Genomic DNA, 17114 nt, shown 5'->3' on the forward strand with positions numbered 1-17114 from the left:
AGCAAAAACCCCCGGCAGTTTCCTGCCGGGGGTCTTTGTTTCAGATAGCGATTGCCGTGAGGCAGTCGATATTAGAACGAGCGCAGGATCTGCACCGAACCGTTGTAGAGGTTCTGGTTGCTCGTGTTCAGCACGGTGCCGGCCGGCTTGCCGCTCATGCCGCTACCAATGGTCGTGTAGGTGCCGTTGAGGTTCTGCTCGAGGCGGCTGTAGGTGAATTCAGCCGACAGGGTCAGGTTCTTGACGGGGGTCCAGGCGGTACGGGTACCGATCTGGGCAACGGCGAAGTCGAAGTTGCCGGTGCCGACGAAGGTACCTGCACGAGTGCCAGGGTTGCTGGTCGACGAGGTGCCCGGACCGTTGGCGCCAGCGCCCGAGAACGCTGCCAGCATCAGAGCATTGCCATCACCGTAGGTGATGCTGCTGTAGCTGCCGAACAGCGACGTGCGCCATGCCGGGTTCCAGTAGTGCTCATAGAAGCCAGCGACCGACCATGCTTCACTCTGCGTGATCTGACCGCCGGTGGTGTAAACGCCGTCGAGCACATAGCCGAAGCCGATGGTGTTGCCGTCGACCTTCGCGTAACGACCAGCGCCCGACGAATCGTTGGTACCACCGAAGACGTACTTGGCAGCGCCCTGGGCGTAGGTTGCTTCGAGCTTCAGGCTGTCGCCAGCACCGGTGGGCAGGTTCTTGAACTCAACCGCACCGTTGACTGCGAAACCGTACTTGTCGTCGGCATGGCCGGTTGCTTCGTTACCCGCGTAGAACCCGGGTGTCGCAGCGTGCATCGCAGCGCCGAAGTGCAGGGTGCCCCAAGCCTGGTCGAGGCGGATGTTGCCGACAACGTCAGGAATGTGGTTGCCGCCGTAGGCGTTGCCGAGGAACGTGTTCGAGGTCGAACCGTAAGCGCCCGCAGTAAAAGTGCTCGCGCCGGGTCCGGTGATGAAGCCTGCGGTGTTCCAGAGGCCAGCATTGCGGTAGGGCGAGGCGTTTTCGATCGAGATCGTGCCCGACACGCCGTTACCGAACGAAGCGGTGTAGGCGAGCTGCGGGATGCCGGTCGTGTTGTGCGAACCGGCGATGAAGCCCGACGAAATGGTCGGCTTCGAGAGAGCCCACTGCGAGTCGAACTGCGAGACAGCCTTACCGAAGGTGAAGCCTGCGAACTGAATGAACGCGAAGTCGACTTCGGTGAAGCCGCCAGCGATCGATTCACGGTTCTGCGAGAAGTCGAACTGCATGTTCGCGTAGGTACGAACGACACCGTATTCGGTGGCAGTGCGCGTATCGGTGGTCACGTTGACGCGTTCGCGGGTGATGAAATAATCCTTGGTCCAAAGATTATTGCCACCTGCGCCGCCCTGATAGAACGGAACGTCGTAAGCTGCCGCGTTGAACGAGGTGTCCAAACGGATCGCGCCGCCGATCTTGATGCAGGTGTCGGTGCCCGGGATGTAGTAGAAACCCGCGCCGTAGAGGGAGCAGATCTTCACGTATTCGACCGCTTTGGCCTTGACGGGAAGATCGGCTGCCTGAGCTCCGCCAACGGCGAGCAGAGCTGCCGTCGAGCCGAGGATAAGGCCCTTAATCGTCTTCATGTAAACCTCCAAGTTGCTTTAGGGAAGGTTCTGCAACGGGGTGGAGGCCACCCTGAAGACAAGTCCCCTTAATCCCTGACAACCCGCAAACGCTCCGAATCTCAAAACCCGCCGCACAAACGTGCCGACGAGGTTCAGGATGAACCAATTTACGGGACGACCTCGGGATGCCCCCCTCCGTCGCACCGAGACCATCTCCTAAGGTGTCTCGCTCCGCAACAATGGAACGCCTCAAAGCCGCCCCCATTCGGCCGTTTCCTAGGCTGTGTTGCTAAAATCACACGGGCTCGTGAATGCACGTTCCCGGCAAGCAACTGTTTCCACAAAAGAATTTTTGGCGCCGCATTTCAAGGCGTCCTCGATCCCGTAACGAGCAGAAACACTCCCCTACCCGCACGCGATGCAATTGAGCGATCTGCAACGCCTCGGGCCGAATCGCCCGATTCCTGTGAACCGGCAAATCTGACAGGCGATCGATGTGGATTCGCAGTCGTTCAACGCCTTACGGGCCCAACGCCCTGACTGTATCCCCTGCGGCCGCACGCTCTTGTATATAGAGGCTTGCCCACATCGGACGTGGCGGCGTGACGGCGCAGACTGCCGAATTCTGCTAACAGACGATGCCGACAGCGATCTGGTGCTTGCGGCTCTCGTCTGTGTCGGGCATATGCAGCGATGATGGAGCTGTGGCCGAGTGGCTGAAGGCACCGCTTTGCTAAAGCGGCATACCTCTCAAGGGTATCGAGGGTTCGAATCCCTCCGGCTCCGCCATCACCTCTTTTTTGCTGAAAATAACGTAACAGAAACAACGCCGCTGAAATCCCAGCGTTGCACATGTTGCACGTTTTGTTGCGCGAATTGTTGCCCTTTTTAGACTTTTTCGGTGATTTTGGCTCAGGGACTTTAACCCGTGGGGGTATCACCTAAGCCACTGATCTTGCAGCTCAGGCCTGGAGCCGTGGAGCAGAGCTGCGGCGCCCGATACCAAGGCCTCCGGATGTACACCCGGCCGAGTCGTCTATATTGACGGAAGCGCCGCGCCTAACAGCGAAGTGACGTTTCGAAGGTGTCGGCCACGACGACTGTGTCGTCATTTTCACCCCCCAAAGAAAAGCTTAGTGCCGTTCGCGGCCAGGTGCTGTACGGCGATCGCACCTAGCTGGTGGAGAACCTGTACCGCCGTCATCACGCTATAGCTCGACCGTCGGTCGGTCATAGGGAGTGCGGCACAACCGTGAACACGTGCATGACGGGCGGTGTGGCGAAGAACGGCGCGGTCAGCGGTCGATTGGCCGCCATGTGCGACGATGTCCGGTGCGCGGCGATCGCGGCCTCGTCCTCGTAGATTTCGATCAGCGTGTAGCTGCCGGCCGTGTTGCTTGACTTGAACAGTTCGTACAGGCGGTTACCCGGCTCGTTGGCACGCACTGCGGCGGCTTGGACCGCTAAGGCGTGTTCGAATGCGTCGGTGTTACCCGGCGCGATGGTGAGTTCGACCCTGATCCCAATCATCGTATCGCCTCGCATCTACGGCCGACGGAAACCCGGCCCTATAACCGGGCCGGGTCCAGCGGCGGATTATGCCTTAGCCACGAACGCCTGCGTGGTGACGGCGTTGGCGTAAAATGGGGCGATCTCGGCGACGAAGTCGTCCTGCTGTTTGCGAGTATAGCCGGCCGACGCGTCGTAGATGACGTTGGTGTGGTAGCCGAGGTCGTGGGCATTACGCATCGAAGACTCGACGCACTGGCGCAGCGAAAAGCCCGACAGGTAGATCTCGTCGATGCGGTTGTTGCGCAAGTAGCCGTCGAGCGTGGTTCCGACGAAAACGCTGCTGCCGCCGGCGCGCTCGCGAACGACATGCTCGCCCGCCGCCGGCTCGAACCCGGGGAAGAAATCGGCCTGCTCGCCCAGGAACGCGCCATGGTCGCGCGTCATCTTGCGCAGGCCGTACTTGGCCTCGCCCAGCACCTTGAAGGTCGGCTCGAACTTCAGCGCTGCGTGGATCACGTGCAGGCCGCGACGGCGGGCCTCTTCGAGGATGATCTTCGAATTGGCGATAGCGGTGTCGACCTGCTCCCGGTCCTGAAACGCCGGATAGATGCCACCGGTCGGCGAGAGCCAGTCGTTGACATATTCGATTAGGATCAGCGCGCTCTTGGATGCGTCGGTCATGTTATAACTCCTGGGATGGTGGTTAGGGTCAGGCGGCGATCATCGCGCCTTGCTGGCACAGGTGGTCGCGAAACAGGTCGGGATAGGTGTCGATTACGGCGTTCTTGACGCTGGGTCGCTCAGCGAGCGCCGCGCGCCACCCCGTGACGCGTGGCAGGCCCGCGAAGATCGGGTCCGCCACTTCCGGATCGATGATCCCGAAATAGCGGAACAGCGGTGCGTAGACCGCATCGACCAGACCAAAGTCCGGCCCGGCGAAATACGGGCCGTCGCCCAGTTCGGCCTCGATCTTGCTTAGCCGATCATGGAAGGCGGCCCGCTTGGCGTCGGCGGTCGCCATGTCCTTGGCGTGAAGGAACTGCCAGCCCTCCGTAAAGGTCTGGGTGGCGAATTCGATCCAGGCGCGATGCCGGGCACGCAGCAATGCATCGTCGGGATACATCGCCGCGCCGCCCTGCGTCTCGTTCAAATATTCGCAGATCACGACGCTTTCGAAGAGGATCGCCTCCTCACCGTTCAACTGGCGTACCTTCAGCACCGGCACCTTGCCGGTCGGCGACAGGGCCAGAAACCAGTCAGGCTTGGCCGATAGATCGACGTTGACCCGGCCGAACGCCACCCCCTTTTCGAGGAGGACGATCGCGGCACGCTGGACGAATGGGCACAGCGGGTGGCTGACGAGAGTGAGGCTTTGCTCGGTCATGATGGTGTCTCGATGTGCTGGAACAGAGATCAGAGCGACTGGCCGCCCGACACGTCGAACGTCGTGCCATTAGCCCAACCGAGATCGTCGGACAGGATCGCGGCGACCGCGCCACCGATATCGTCGGGCTGGCCGACGCGGCCGAGCGCGATATTACCGGCAACAAAGTCGTTGATATGCTTGTCGTCGCGCACGCGGCCGCCGACGAAGTCGGTGGCGATGGCGCCTGGCGCGATCGCGTTGACGCGGATCTGGCGTGCACCCAGTTCGACCGCCATGAACTTGGTCAGCGTCTGCATTGCCGCCTTGGCCGCGGCATAGAGGCCATAACCGGCCATGGTCGTCCGCACAAAGCCCGAGGACACGTTGAGGATGCGCCCGCCGTCGACGATCAGCGGCAGCAGCTTCTGGGTCAGAAACAGCGGCCCGCGCAGGTGCATGTCGACCATCTGGTCAAACTGCTCCTCGCTCGCGTCGGCGACCATGACATAAATGCCCTCGCCGCCGTTGTTGACCAGATAATCGAACCGGTCGACGCCAAAGGTCGTCCCCAGCGTGTCGGTGACAGCCTGCGCGAAGCCGGAAAAGCTTGTCGTATCGGTGACGTCGAGCGCCAGCATCGCCGCCTTGCCGCCCAGGGCTTCGATCTCGTCAACCAGTGACTGGGCTTCTGCGGCGCTGTTTCGGTACGTGCCGATGACGCCCACACCACGCCTGGCGAGATGCAGCGCCATGTTGCGACCGAGGCCGCGGCTGGCGCCGGTAATGAGAGCGATCTTCTGAGACATGGCTAGGTTCCTTGTGAATTGATTTTTCCAGACGGCACGCCGCTGAGGCGTCGCATTTCGCTGCCAGTCAGGTAGGCGATTGCTGTGTCCGACGCCCCGCCTAATGCTCTCAATTGCTTGCCTAATTGTCTCAGGCTCTTTTCAGGCGTGAGGATTGGTGTCATACTCCTTGGCATGACCGACAACCTACAGCCGCATCGCGATATCGCGCTCCGCCACGGGCGGACCGGAATGACCCTGACGCCGATCCCGCGCCTGGAAATCGGCGTAGGACAAACGACCTCGGGAACGTCACCGTGTCTCTACCGCTCGATGATCTGCTTCATTCTGCAGGGATCGAAAGAGGTGGCCATCCACGACGACCTGCTGCGCTACGACGCGTCTCAATATCTGGTCAGCGCACTCGATCTACCCTTGAGCGGCCAGATCCATGACGCTGACGACGGCAGTCCTTATGTGGCGATTTCGTTAGTCCTTGATCCGGCACTTCTCGCCGAGGTCGCATCGACGATGCCGGCGGTGCGCGACGCGGACGCGCCAGGCAGCGGCATCGCGATCAATCCGATGACTCCGCCGCTGCGCGACACGCTGCTGCGACTGCTGGCGTTGCTCGACACGCCCGCGGACATCCCGGCGCTCGCGCCGATGGCCGAACGCGAATTGCTTTATCGTCTCCTGCAGGGCCCGCAGGGGCGACTGTTGCGCCACATCGCCCGCCCAGAAGGCGCGATCGGCGGCATCCGCCGCGCGGTCGAATGGATCCGCGACCGCGGTAATACGCGGCTGCGGATCGAGGCTCTGTGCGAAGCTGCTGGCATGAGCCGGGCGAGCCTGCATCGCCACTTTCTCGCGCTGACTGGATTGAGCCCGATCCAGTATCAGAAGCAGATACGCCTTCAGGAGGCGCGCCAGTTGCTGCTCGCCGGCGACCATAGTGCCTCCGACGTCGCCTATGCGGTCGGCTATGAAAGCGCCTCTCAGTTCAGCCGCGAATATCTGCGGCAATTCGGGGCTCCGCCCGTCCGCGACGTTCGCAGGCTCAGGCAGTCAATTGACAATCAAATGATCAATTAGATGGCTGTCAGCTTCGATGCTGCTGGCTCCAGACTGTTCAAGGGAGCCGGCGGTCATCGCGAAATGGCGAGCTGTCGCGTTCGACTTCCGAGTTTACCAGCCTCTTCGGCAAGCATGAGGCGCAACGTCGTGCCGATGGCACAGGACCAATGATCGGGACGGACGAAGACGGCCGCCTACTAATCGACTGGATTTTTCGGCGCTCTGTCTGGCTAAAGCTATGGAGACCCATAGGGACGACCGGGACATCGGAAGCCGTCCCCTGTGGGCGAAGCGCCAGATCGTGGGCAGTCGTATATTCCGCTGTTCTTGAGTGCTTGGTCTCCGGCGTCATAGCGCTAAGGCGGAGCAATATTGCTCATCATCGCCGTGCGGCCCGCCATCACCTCCTACAACAGCATGGACACCCTCCCCGGACGACGCTCACGGTCGCCGCCGAGGTGTCAAATCCTGGACGCTGACCTACCAGGTCTGATTCCGCGAATTGTCTCCAACGCCGTAACCGTAGCCGGGATAGGACGGCGATACCCCGCCTGCCCCGCCGACATAGCTGCCCCCGCCAACATAGCTGCCATAAGCATCGCGCGGAGATGCGCGCCTCACCTGCCGGTTCTTGCGTGCCGCACTGATATCGGTGGATGTGACAGCAGCGGACGGGCTGATCGATTGCGGATATGCGGGCGCCGATGCAGCAACTGCAGGCTGGGCTGCGCCGATGGCAATACCCACCAGCGTCGCAAGGCCGCTGGCGCGGATGATCGATGGGAGCGTAAGTTTCTTCGTCGACATGGCGTTGTCCTTTTTGTTGCGCGGCCTCTCGGCCTCGTTGCAGGCGACGAGACAGACATTGGGGCGCACATGCCCGTTACAACCGTGATGCTCGTAACAAGGCCGTGACGTGGATACGGTACATTTGTAAGTATGCGAGGGAGTGCGCGATATGAAATGGGCTGCCGTGATGGCCGTCGCGATGGCGACCTCATCTGCCGTCTCGGGGCAGACCCTCAAGCTGATGGATCTCAAGGAGGTCGATCCGGCGCTGCTCAGGGATATCTACGCGACCTGGGAACTCCAGGACGCCAAGGGCAGGAAACGCTGCCGCGTGGTTTTGAAGAGCGAAAGCACCATCGGCGGCTCACAGATCGACGTCGCCAAGGACTGCGCCAGGACTTTCCCCGTCATGGACGAAATCGCGGCGTGGCGGCTCTATGAGGGTTGGACGATCGGCTTTGCCGACGCGACCCGCAAACTGCGCATCCAGTTCTCGACGCCGGACAACCGCTATGTGGCGGAACCGGAGACCGACGGCATCTTCACCATCGTCAAGAAGTAGCGGCCCTGCACGCCACAGCCCGAAGGCCTCGACCGTCGAAATCATGCGGGCGGCTATCTTCCCCGTCGCGCGGCATGAAACTGGCATCGACCATTCGCGACATCGGCGGAATCCAATAGCGGGACCATATGTTCATCATTGCAGTACTCTGGACGGCATTCTTCGTCGTGAATTTCAACATTGCGATGATGATCCCGCTGCTGCCGTTCATTCAGTCGGACATCGGCCTGTCACCCGGACAAGCCGCCACGGTGCTGGCTGCCTTTCCTGTGACCGCACTGATCGTCAATCTGGCGCTGGGTCCGCTGATCGACCGCTTCGGCCGCAAGCGGTTTATCGTCACGGGCGCTGCCGGATGCGGCGTGGTGCTGCTGCTGACCGCGGGGGCACATAGCGCGACGCTCATCGCGCTTGGCAGGGCCGCCACAGGATTGTTCATGCCGATGATCGGCGCGTCGGTCTATGCGGCGATGGCCGACTACATCCCCGCCCCTGCCCGCGCGCGCGTGGCGGGCTATGTCACGTCGGCCGCGCCGATCGCATTTCTGTGCTCGATGTCGCTCGGCACTTTTCTCGGCGGCCTGCTCGCCTGGCAACTGCCGCTGATCCTGTTGGGGATGGTGGCGCTTACGCTGGCGATCGCCGCCTCACGGCTGCCCGCGACAAATCCCGACGCACTGTCAGACGCGCCGATCACGGCGCAGGCCTATCGGCGACGCCTGCTGTCGCTGTCCACCGACGGCGGCGCAAGCTTCCTGCTCGCCGCATATTTCCTCTGGGCGGCGGCGACCTTCATCTTTCTCGGATTGTATCCGAGCTGGCTCGTACAGCACGCTCTCGCCGCCCAAGGGCCGGCCGTTGTCGGTACGATGCTTCTGATCGGGGAAATTGGCGGTCTGATCGGCGCGCTACTGTCCGGACGTCTGATCGGGATGTTTCGACATCCGTTCGGGCTCGGCGTGTTCGTGCTCGCAGGCACGGCGGCCGTCGTCCTGCTGATGCCATTCGGCAACGGCATGTTCGCGTATCAGGCCATCGGCTACGCGCTGTTCGCCTTCGGGCGCGATCTAACGCTGGCCTTGATGCTCGGCAGCGCGATGTTGCTGGTAGCGGCTTCGCAACGGGGAAGCCTCAATGCGGTTCTCAACGCGGTCTATCAGACCGGCGCCACGGTTGGTGGAATAGCCAGCGCCTGGCTCTACGGCGCTCGTCAGGACTTCCTGGCGAATGCGGGTCTGGCCTCGGCGCTCCTTGCCGTATCAGCGGCGTTGCTCTGGCGTCTCACCAAGGTGAGCGAACCCGCGAGCGATCCGTCGTGACACGCTGGTCGCCCAGGGGCGACCACAAACATTGCCTGAGCTTGCTTAGTGAACCGTCGACAGCCAGGCGCGGGCATCGCGTTGCGCGGCGGCGATCTCGACCTCCGACATCATCTCGGCGACTTCGCGGCGCATCGGGATGGCATCGACCCGGCCCTTGAGGGCAGCGAGATTGAACCACTTGTGCGCGGCGACGAGGTCAACGATCCCCGAGCGGCCCGACGCCCAGTACAGACCGCGCTCGAACAGCACGTCCTGGATGGCGGTCTCTGCGATCGGCATCGCAGCTTCGAAATCGATCTGTCCCTGAAACATCGGTCATTCCTTTTTTGCTTTTGCCGCCCCCAACCGAGCGCGGCTCCCGTCCGTTATTTGATGCAATCCCAACCGCCGTTTGCCGGCTTGTTGGGATCAATATGACCGATCAAATTTGAAGAGCAGTTTAAGCATCGCGATGAACGAAATCTGAAGAGCCGAAGCCGGAACGGGTCCGTACGCGGCCAGAAACCCAGTATTTATGCGGGTTTTCTGCATTTTCGCGGAATTCGGTTTACCCTGCTGTTTGGGGATGCCGTAACCATCGCGACAGCGTCAGCGACCAGAGGTAAGCGGCGGCGACCAGGGATATTAAAAGGGCCTGCTCCGCGCATGCGACGACGCCAACGCGAGATACGTCACAGCGAGGCGATCAAAAGCTATTCGGGATCGGAAAATTCAAAGCGCCGGGGATGAACCGCACCGGCAAAAACGAGGGCGTCGGCAACACGTCAGGATCATATCTCATGTGGCCGGAGCCACCGATGAAACTGCGGACCAATGATCCGCACCGAATAAAGAACGCCAATCACGGAATGACCGGCTTCTTTGCCGGACCGGCTCGCGGCGAGAGCAAGCTCTGCCTCGAAGTGACGGTCCAGCCGTTTGACCTGATGTCTCGCCGACACCCTCTTTCGTCGACCAGAGCTGCGATCAATATCCGCTTCGAGAAGCAAATTGTCGTCGTGGCTCTCGTGACGTCGCCGGCGTTGCCACCGGCGTCGATCGTGGCAGAAGAAGTTACTTCTTCTTGGCGACCTTCTTGGTCTTCTTCGCGGTCTTCTTCACAGCGCTCTTCGCTGCCTTCTTGACGGTCTTCTTGACTGCCTTCTTCGTAGCTTTCTTGGCCATGTTGCCCTCCATAAAGAGATGACTTGATCGCTGCGTGCACTCGGGAATCGAAATGCACTTCATCCCGAATACACCAACGATTTCAAAAGAACAGTCTCCCGCTTAAGGAAGTGTTGATGAGCGCAACGCGCCACTTCCCCCACGGGCTCAGTCACAACTTGAAATCCGGCACGCGAGGCGGGGCAAAAAACGCCCGGAAACTCTGCGTCCACAAATGTCAAGATTGCGGAAAGTGCTTATTTTTTCCGAGCGCCCGCAATTCGTACTATCAAACAACTACACAAACTTTTGCCGTCTCCAAGCGTGAGTCGGGGCACTCAAAACAGGTGCTGCGGACTCTGAGTCGGTATTTTTGGCAATGAAAATATTTTTCGGGAAAACGCGTTCGCGACTTATCGGTGCTGGCCACAACCGCACTTTCTGTCGACTGACGGCATGCCGATTCGCGATCTGAGTCCGCGCGCGCGACCGTTCATCGCCTAGGTTACGACGCACCAACGCGGTCCGCTGAAACGAAAACGGCGCCGCTCGAGGCGGCGCCGCGGTCATCGAAAGGGCAATTGTCAGATGCCGAGCTTGCTCTTGAGGAGGTCGTTGACGACCTGCGGATTGGCTTTGCCGCCAGATGATTTCATCACCTGGCCGACGAACCAGCCCATCAGCGCCGGCTTGGCCTGCGCCTGCGCCACCTTGTCGGGATTGGCTGCGATGATGTCGTCGACCACCTTCTCGATCGCGCCGGTGTCCGTCACCTGCTTCATGCCGCGCTCTTCGACCAGCGCGCGGGGGTCGCCGCCTTCCGTCCAGACGATCTCGAACAGGTCCTTGGCGATCTTGCCGGAGATCACGCCTGCGCCGATCAGGTCGATGATGGCAGCCATCTGTGCCGCCGACACCGGCGACGACGTAATGTCCTGGCCTTCCTTGTTGAGGCGGCCGAACAGTTCATTGATCACCCAGTTGGCGGCGAGCTTGCCGTCGCGCGCTTTGTCGGCAAGTCCGGCGAGCGTCGTCTCGAAGAACTCGGCGCTCTCGCGCTCGGCCACCAGCACGGCGGCGTCATAGGCCGACAGGCCGAACGCGCTAATGAACCGCGCCTTCTTCTCATCCGGCAGTTCCGGCAGCTCGGCTTTCAGCGCGGCGACATAGTCCTCGCTGAATTCCAGCGGCAGCAGGTCGGGGTCAGGAAAATACCGGTAGTCATGCGCCTCTTCCTTGGAGCGCATCGAGCGGGTCTCGCCCTTGTTGGGATCGTAGAGCCGCGTCTCCTGATCGATCACCCCGCCATCCTCGAGGATGCCGATCTGGCGGCGCGCCTCGTAGTCGATGGCCTGGCCGATGAAGCGAATCGAGTTGACGTTCTTGATCTCACAGCGGGTGCCATAGGGATCGCCGGGCTTGCGGACCGAGACGTTGCAGTCGGCGCGCAGGTTGCCCTTCTCCATGTCGCCGTCGCAGGTGCCGAGATAGCGCAGGATGGTGCGCAGCTTCGACACATAGGCCTGGGCCTGTTCGCTTGAGCGCATGTCGGGCTTGGAGACGATCTCCATCAGCGCCACGCCCGAGCGGTTGAGATCGACCGAGGTACTGGACGGATTGCGGTCGTGCACAAGCTTGCCGGCATCCTGTTCGAGATGCAGACGCTCGATGCAGACGGTGATGGTCTCGCCGTCGGACAGCTCAACCGTGACCTCGCCCTCGCCGACGATCGGCGACTTGTACTGGCTGATCTGGTAGCCCTGCGGCAGGTCCGGATAGAAGTAGTTCTTGCGGTCAAAGGTCGAACGCCGGTTGATCTGCGCCTTCAGGCCGAGGCCGGTGCGCACCGCCTGCTTCACGCACTCCTCGTTGATGACCGGCAGCATGCCCGGCATCGCCGCATCGACGAGGGACACATGACTGTTCGGCGCGCCCCCGAACTCCGTGGACGAGCCGGAGAACAGCTTGGCGTGAGAATTGACCTGGGCGTGGATTTCCAGACCGATGACCATTTCCCAGTCGCCGGTGGCGCCCTTGATGAGCTTCGAAGGTTTGACAGGTGCGTTCATGGAGCGGTTTCTACCGCGACCGCGGGCGCGGGAAAACCCCCAGTGAGGCTTTCCAGCGTCGCTTCCAGGGCATTTGCCCCTATCCGATCAGATGCCCGAAGCGAAAGCCCTGAACACGGAGCTGGCACGCAACGTCTCGCGACCGGCCAGGATCAAGTCATCGACCTGCCCCTGCGGCAGCTGGAAACGCGTCGGAACGGCTTCGAGCACTGCGGCACGCGCCGGATCCAGCTGATCGAACCCAAGCCGGCCAACGAAGAACTGCAGATCGTTGCAGCGCCACCCCGGCCGCACGCCATAGCGGGCACGATCTGCCACCGACAGACCGCAGCGCCACTTGATCAGCGACGATTGCCAGTCATTCATGGTTCGGTCGAATGCGGTGTAGCTGGAGCCGATGCTGGCATCCATAGTGGTGTCCACCGCAGCCTTGATCAGATCAATGCCTTCAGGCCCTTCCACCGTATTGATCCAGTTGCCGGAGAGACCGACTTTGGAATCTACCACCATGAAGATTCCGCGGCGCAGCCGGACGGCCTGCTGCGGTGTCATCGGCCCATAGGGCGTCTCGGAGGATTCGCGCACGATGGTCAGCGCAGAGACGCCGTAATTGTCGACCAGCCCGCCATCCAACAGCTTGATGTAAGGCACCGCGCCGTCGCGGTAACGCATCACTGCCTTGGAATAGGCACTCAACATCGGCGACGCATTGCGGTTCGCGGCTGCGCGCGCGACCCAGGGCGGCAGCGGCTCCCTGCAGGTACCGGGGAAGGCCTGCACCACGGCCGGCGCAAAGGCGAGCGGCACCGCGGCCGACGCAGCCACGGCGCCCGACAGCGGATATTTGCTGAGATCGCTGCAGATCGCGGCGAAGGCCGTGTTGTCGAACACGAACGGCACGCGGTTATAGATGTCCGAAGCGTTGATCCAGACTCGCAGCGAACCGCGATTGTGCAGGCTGCCGAAGGTCGCATTCTCTAACAGGTTGGCGTCGAGCCAACTGGTGAAGCCCTTGGAGTCATTGATGCCGCCGCCAAGCGCACGGCCGATGGTGCCGAGCGACAACTGCGTCGTCAGTCCGGCCTCGGCATTCTGCAGCAGGAAGCGCTCGCGGAAATCAGACAGCGCCGCGCGCTTCTTCAATCCGTAATAGGCCGCGGTGACCGAACCGCCGGAAACGCCGGACAGAAAGTCGATGCGCTCCAGCATGGTGTCGGATGCGCCGCGCATCCGAATGCTGCCCAGTTCTTCCAGGACACCGAACGAGAACGCCGCAGCGCGCGTGCCGCCGCCGGAGAACGAAAATCCGATCAGCAGGTCGTCCTGTTCGGCAGCATCCTTGAAAACGGCGTCGAGATTGGGATCGAGGGAGGCGCCGGCTAGCGGCACGTTGGCAGGAAGGTTGTAGACCGACGTACAGCCCAGCAGCAGTGCACAGGTCGTGACCACGACACCGATCGAACGCAACGCACTCATCACTTTTCTACCGATCCCACAAGACGGCCGCACCAAACGGCACGGACCGTGTCCGGACGGTCCCCAATCCGGAATCTCAATCAGATATTACCGTAAAGCGTTGCAATTCGATGCAAACTGACGATCCGGCACCAATCGCGCCAGCAACGTGGCTAATGAATGGTGAAACAGGGTGCGCGCCAAATGGCGCGGCGCCAATCCTCAGTTCAGCTGCGTGCCCGGCGCGGCATCGAATACCAGCGTGAACCAGCTGCCCTGCCCGCGAATGCTCTCGGCATTGAACTTCACGTTCGGCGCATTCTCTTTGAGCGTCTGCAGGATCAGCGCGCCGAGCTTGCGCGGCGACGGCCACTCCTGGCCTTCGCCAAGGCCGATGCCGTCATCGGCGACAACCACCGTGACGTGGCCGCCTTCCAGCTTGCAGATCAGTTTGATCTGACCGCCGGCACGGCCGATGAAGGCGTATTTCAGCGCGTTGGTCAGCATCTCGTTGACCAGCAGTCCCGCCGGCATCGCGATATTGATCGACATCGGGCAATAGCCGACCTGCACGTCGAGCGTGATATCCGCCGTCGCGCTGGCAGCCATCACCGCATTGGCGATGTCCGATAGATACTGGCCGAGATCGATCTCGGGCGTCGCATTCTCGTCGGACAGCGTCCGGTACAGCACCGTCAGCGCATCGATCCGGCTCGCCAGCCGGCCAAGCGCAACCGCCTCGCCTTCTACTGCCGAGCGGGCTTCGAGCCGCACCAGCGCGGTGATGAGCTGCAGATTGTTCTTCACCCGATGCTGCAGCTCGCGCATCAGCATGTCGCGGTCGCGTATCTGGTTCTCGAACTGCTCGATCTGCGCACGCTCGCGGCCGCCGACATCGACCAGCGCGGCGATCCGGAAATTCTCGACGCCGTCGTCGCTTTCGATCACCGAGGCATAGGCTTGCACGATCACCAGCCGTTCCAGCGGCAGCGACGGCCGGAACACGCCGATGAAATCCTCGCCGTCGCGGATTGCCTCGCCGAGTGTCTGGCTCTGATTGTCTTCGTTGAGAAAGCCGTCGAGGCAGGTCCAGCTCTGGCCTTCGACATCGGCCGGCGCCATTGCCATCAGTTGCTCGAAGGCCCTGTTGATGTAGACAACCTGCTGTTCGCTACCCAATCCGCGCGAGATGGCGAGCGCAACGGGAACATGATCCAGCAGATGCTTGTAGCGATCGCTCTCGATCGCCTGCGCAAGCTTCGGGGAACCCAGAATCTGGTCGACCTGTTGGGAAGGCGGAAGCCCGTCGTCGGTGCTCATGCACGGTCCATGCTCATGGACAAAGCATGGCCAAGTGCACCGCAAAACGCAATGTCAAACGCGCAACACTTCACGCGGATGATGATGTCAGGCCCACCACTTGGGCGGCGTGAAACGCCCCGATGCCTGCTCGATGGTTTCGCCGAGCGAGAACAGCGTTTCCTCGTCGAACGGACGACCGATCAGTTGCAGCCCGAGCGGCAATCCCTGCGCGTCCTTGCCGGCGGGAACCGCGATGCCCGGCAGGCCGGCCATGTTCACCGTCACCGTGAAGATGTCGTTGAGATACATCTCGATCGGATCGGCGCCGCCCTTCTCACCAATGCCGAAGGCGGCCGACGGTGTCGCCGGCGTCAGGATCGCATGGATGCCCTTGGCGAAGCACTCCTCGAAGTCGCGCTTGATCAGCGTGCGGACTTTTTGCGCGCGGAGATAGTAAGCGTCGTAATAGCCGGCCGAGAGGACATAGGTTCCGATCATGACGCGGCGGCGCACTTCCGCGCCAAAACCTTCGGCGCGGGTATTTTCATACATGTCGCTGATGCTGCGGCCGGGTACGCGCAGGCCGTAACGCACGCCGTCATAGCGGGCGAGGTTCGACGAGGCTTCGGCGGGCGCCACGATGTAATAGGCCGGCAAAGCGTATTTGGTGTGCGGCAGCGACACGTCGACGAGTTCGGCACCGGCGGCCTTGAGCTGCGCAGCGCCTTCCGACCAGAGCTTCTCGATCTCGCCCGGCATGCCGTCGATGCGATATTCCTTGGGAATGCCGATCTTCATGCCCTTCACGGACTTGCCGATCGCCGCCTCGTAGTCCGGCACCGTGCGATCGACCGACGTGGAATCCTTGGGATCGTAGCCGGCCATCGAGCGCATCAGGATCGCGGTATCGCGTACGGTGCGCGCGATCGGCCCGGCCTGATCGAGTGACGATGCGAAAGCGACGGTGCCCCAGCGTGAGCAGCGGCCATAGGTCGGCTTCATGCCGACGATGCCCGCGAACGCCGCGGGCTGGCGGATCGAACCGCCGGTGTCGGTCGCGGTGGCACCGAGACAGAGCCCTGCGGCAACGGCCGATGCCGAACCACCGGACGAGCCGCCGGGCACCAGATTGACGTCGGAGCCGTCGCGCCGCCACGGATTGATCACCGGACCGAAGAACGAAGTCTCGTTCGCCGAGCCCATGGCAAATTCGTCGTTATTGAGCTTGCCGAGCATCACGGCACCGTCACGCCATAGCTGTGCGGTCACGGTCGACTCGTAAGGCGGCACGAAATTGCCAAGTATCTTCGAACATGCGGTTGTGCGCACGCCCTTGGTCGCGAACAGATCCTTGATGCCGAGCGGGACGCCGCCAAGCCAGCCGCCCTCGCCCTTGGCGAGTCTCGCGTCAGCCGCCTGCGCCATGGCGCGCGCCTGATCCGGCGTCTCCAGCACATAGGCGTTCAACACGCGTGCGGCTTCCATCGCCTTGAGATGCGCATCGGTCAGTTCAACTGACGTGAAGGATTTGGTCGCAAGGCCGTCACGCGCCTCGGCGAGTGTCAGCGACGTCAGATCTGTCATCTATTTATTGACCGGGCTGCAAAAGAAGGGAGAGAGCGTCTTGTCGTTTTCAGGTGCATCTTTTTTGAAAGAGCTGCGGCGGAGTTTGTCGTCAACCTCCTGTGCGGCCTGAACCTTGTCGAGGATGGCGTCCATGGCCGCGTCGACGTCCTTGACCTTCCCCTGACGCTCCATCTCGTCGAGGTAGTCCATATAGAGCTGATAGGACTTTTCATCGTCGCAAAGCAGGCACATGGCGGTTTCCGTTCGAACGGTTCTTGCTCGATTACTCGACGACTTTCGGCACCAGGAAGAAATGATCTTCGGACTCCGGCGCATTCGCCGTCACCGCATCGACGATTTCGCCGTCATTGACGACATCGGCGCGCTTCTTCATTTCCATCGGCATCACCGAGGTCATCGGCTCGACGCCGTCGACATTCACTTCCTGCAACTGCTCGACAAAGGCCAGCATCGCGTTCAGTTCGCCCTGCAGATGGGGAACTTCGGCATCAGTGACCGCGATCCGCGCGAGATGCGCGATACGGCGAACGGTGGCAGCATCGACGGACATTATATAGGGCCT

General features: G+C 61.6%; 16 protein-coding genes and 1 tRNA gene. 4 read left to right on the forward strand and 13 right to left on the reverse strand.

The features are described 5' to 3' along the window. Positions 1-71 precede the first annotated feature (71 nt). A complete protein-coding gene (locus SFY93_RS21390; protein WP_320444519.1) occupies positions 72-1601 on the reverse strand; it encodes a porin in 1530 nt (509 codons plus the stop codon). A gap of 680 nt (positions 1602-2281) precedes the next feature. Between SFY93_RS21390 and SFY93_RS21395 the strand changes: the two genes are divergently transcribed. Then, positions 2282-2372: transfer RNA gene (locus SFY93_RS21395), tRNA-Ser, on the forward strand. Between the two features lie 441 nt (positions 2373-2813). Here SFY93_RS21395 and SFY93_RS21400 read toward each other — a convergent pair. From SFY93_RS21400 to SFY93_RS21415, 4 genes are all read right to left on the reverse strand, one after another. Beyond that, a complete protein-coding gene (locus tag SFY93_RS21400; protein ID WP_320444520.1) occupies positions 2814-3113 on the reverse strand; it encodes a putative quinol monooxygenase in 300 nt (99 codons plus the stop codon). A 66-nt stretch (positions 3114-3179) separates the two neighbouring features. Then, positions 3180-3776: a cysteine hydrolase family protein gene (locus tag SFY93_RS21405; RefSeq protein ID WP_320444521.1), complete on the reverse strand. Its 597-nt coding sequence runs from the start codon at positions 3774-3776 to the stop codon at positions 3180-3182. 28 nt (positions 3777-3804) lie between these two features. Beyond that, entirely contained in the window at positions 3805-4479 is a 675-nt protein-coding gene (locus tag SFY93_RS21410) for a glutathione S-transferase family protein (RefSeq protein ID WP_320444522.1), read from the reverse strand. A 29-nt stretch (positions 4480-4508) separates the two neighbouring features. Then, positions 4509-5267 carry an SDR family NAD(P)-dependent oxidoreductase gene (locus SFY93_RS21415; RefSeq protein WP_320444523.1) on the reverse strand — a complete coding sequence of 253 codons (759 nt, stop codon included), beginning with the start codon at positions 5265-5267 and terminating at the stop codon, positions 4509-4511. Positions 5268-5441: 174 nt separating this feature from the next. Between SFY93_RS21415 and SFY93_RS21420 the strand changes: the two genes are divergently transcribed. Beyond that, positions 5442-6341, forward strand: a complete 900-nt coding sequence (locus SFY93_RS21420) for an AraC family transcriptional regulator (protein WP_320447819.1) — start codon at positions 5442-5444, stop codon at positions 6339-6341. 462 nt (positions 6342-6803) lie between these two features. On the opposite strand, the gene SFY93_RS21425 is transcribed toward SFY93_RS21420, so the two are convergent. Then, positions 6804-7130, reverse strand: coding sequence for a hypothetical protein (locus SFY93_RS21425; protein WP_320444524.1), 327 nt, complete (start codon positions 7128-7130; stop codon positions 6804-6806). A 151-nt stretch (positions 7131-7281) separates the two neighbouring features. Between SFY93_RS21425 and SFY93_RS21430 the strand changes: the two genes are divergently transcribed. Beyond that, positions 7282-7674 carry an AprI/Inh family metalloprotease inhibitor gene (locus SFY93_RS21430; RefSeq protein WP_320444525.1) on the forward strand — a complete coding sequence of 131 codons (393 nt, stop codon included), beginning with the start codon at positions 7282-7284 and terminating at the stop codon, positions 7672-7674. Positions 7675-7802: 128 nt separating this feature from the next. Beyond that, positions 7803-8993, forward strand: coding sequence for an MFS transporter (locus tag SFY93_RS21435; RefSeq protein ID WP_320444526.1), 1191 nt, complete (start codon positions 7803-7805; stop codon positions 8991-8993). A 45-nt stretch (positions 8994-9038) separates the two neighbouring features. On the opposite strand, the gene SFY93_RS21440 is transcribed toward SFY93_RS21435, so the two are convergent. The 7 genes from SFY93_RS21440 to gatC all read right to left on the reverse strand — a co-directional run bounded on the left by SFY93_RS21440 (position 9039) and on the right by gatC (position 17102). Next, positions 9039-9308: a hypothetical protein gene (locus SFY93_RS21440; RefSeq protein ID WP_320444527.1), complete on the reverse strand. Its 270-nt coding sequence runs from the start codon at positions 9306-9308 to the stop codon at positions 9039-9041. Between the two features lie 1415 nt (positions 9309-10723). Continuing rightward, the gene (gatB, locus tag SFY93_RS21445; RefSeq protein ID WP_320444528.1) at positions 10724-12208 is read right to left on the reverse strand and encodes an Asp-tRNA(Asn)/Glu-tRNA(Gln) amidotransferase subunit GatB; all 1485 of its coding nucleotides are present in this window, start codon (positions 12206-12208) and stop codon (positions 10724-10726) included. A gap of 87 nt (positions 12209-12295) precedes the next feature. Beyond that, positions 12296-13684, reverse strand: coding sequence for a patatin-like phospholipase family protein (locus SFY93_RS21450; protein ID WP_320444529.1), 1389 nt, complete (start codon positions 13682-13684; stop codon positions 12296-12298). 201 nt (positions 13685-13885) lie between these two features. Then, positions 13886-14983, reverse strand: coding sequence for a sensor histidine kinase (locus tag SFY93_RS21455; RefSeq protein ID WP_320444530.1), 1098 nt, complete (start codon positions 14981-14983; stop codon positions 13886-13888). Between the two features lie 87 nt (positions 14984-15070). Further along, the gene (gene gatA, locus SFY93_RS21460; RefSeq protein WP_320444531.1) at positions 15071-16549 is read right to left on the reverse strand and encodes an Asp-tRNA(Asn)/Glu-tRNA(Gln) amidotransferase subunit GatA; all 1479 of its coding nucleotides are present in this window, start codon (positions 16547-16549) and stop codon (positions 15071-15073) included. Next, a complete protein-coding gene (locus SFY93_RS21465) occupies positions 16550-16783 on the reverse strand; it encodes a hypothetical protein (RefSeq protein ID WP_116661896.1) in 234 nt (77 codons plus the stop codon). A 31-nt stretch (positions 16784-16814) separates the two neighbouring features. Next, a complete protein-coding gene (gene gatC / locus SFY93_RS21470; protein WP_093761362.1) occupies positions 16815-17102 on the reverse strand; it encodes an Asp-tRNA(Asn)/Glu-tRNA(Gln) amidotransferase subunit GatC in 288 nt (95 codons plus the stop codon). Positions 17103-17114 lie beyond the last annotated feature (12 nt).

The sequence above is a fragment of the Tardiphaga sp. 42S5 genome (assembly GCF_034044155.1).
Taxonomy (GTDB): domain Bacteria; phylum Pseudomonadota; class Alphaproteobacteria; order Rhizobiales; family Xanthobacteraceae; genus Tardiphaga; species Tardiphaga robiniae.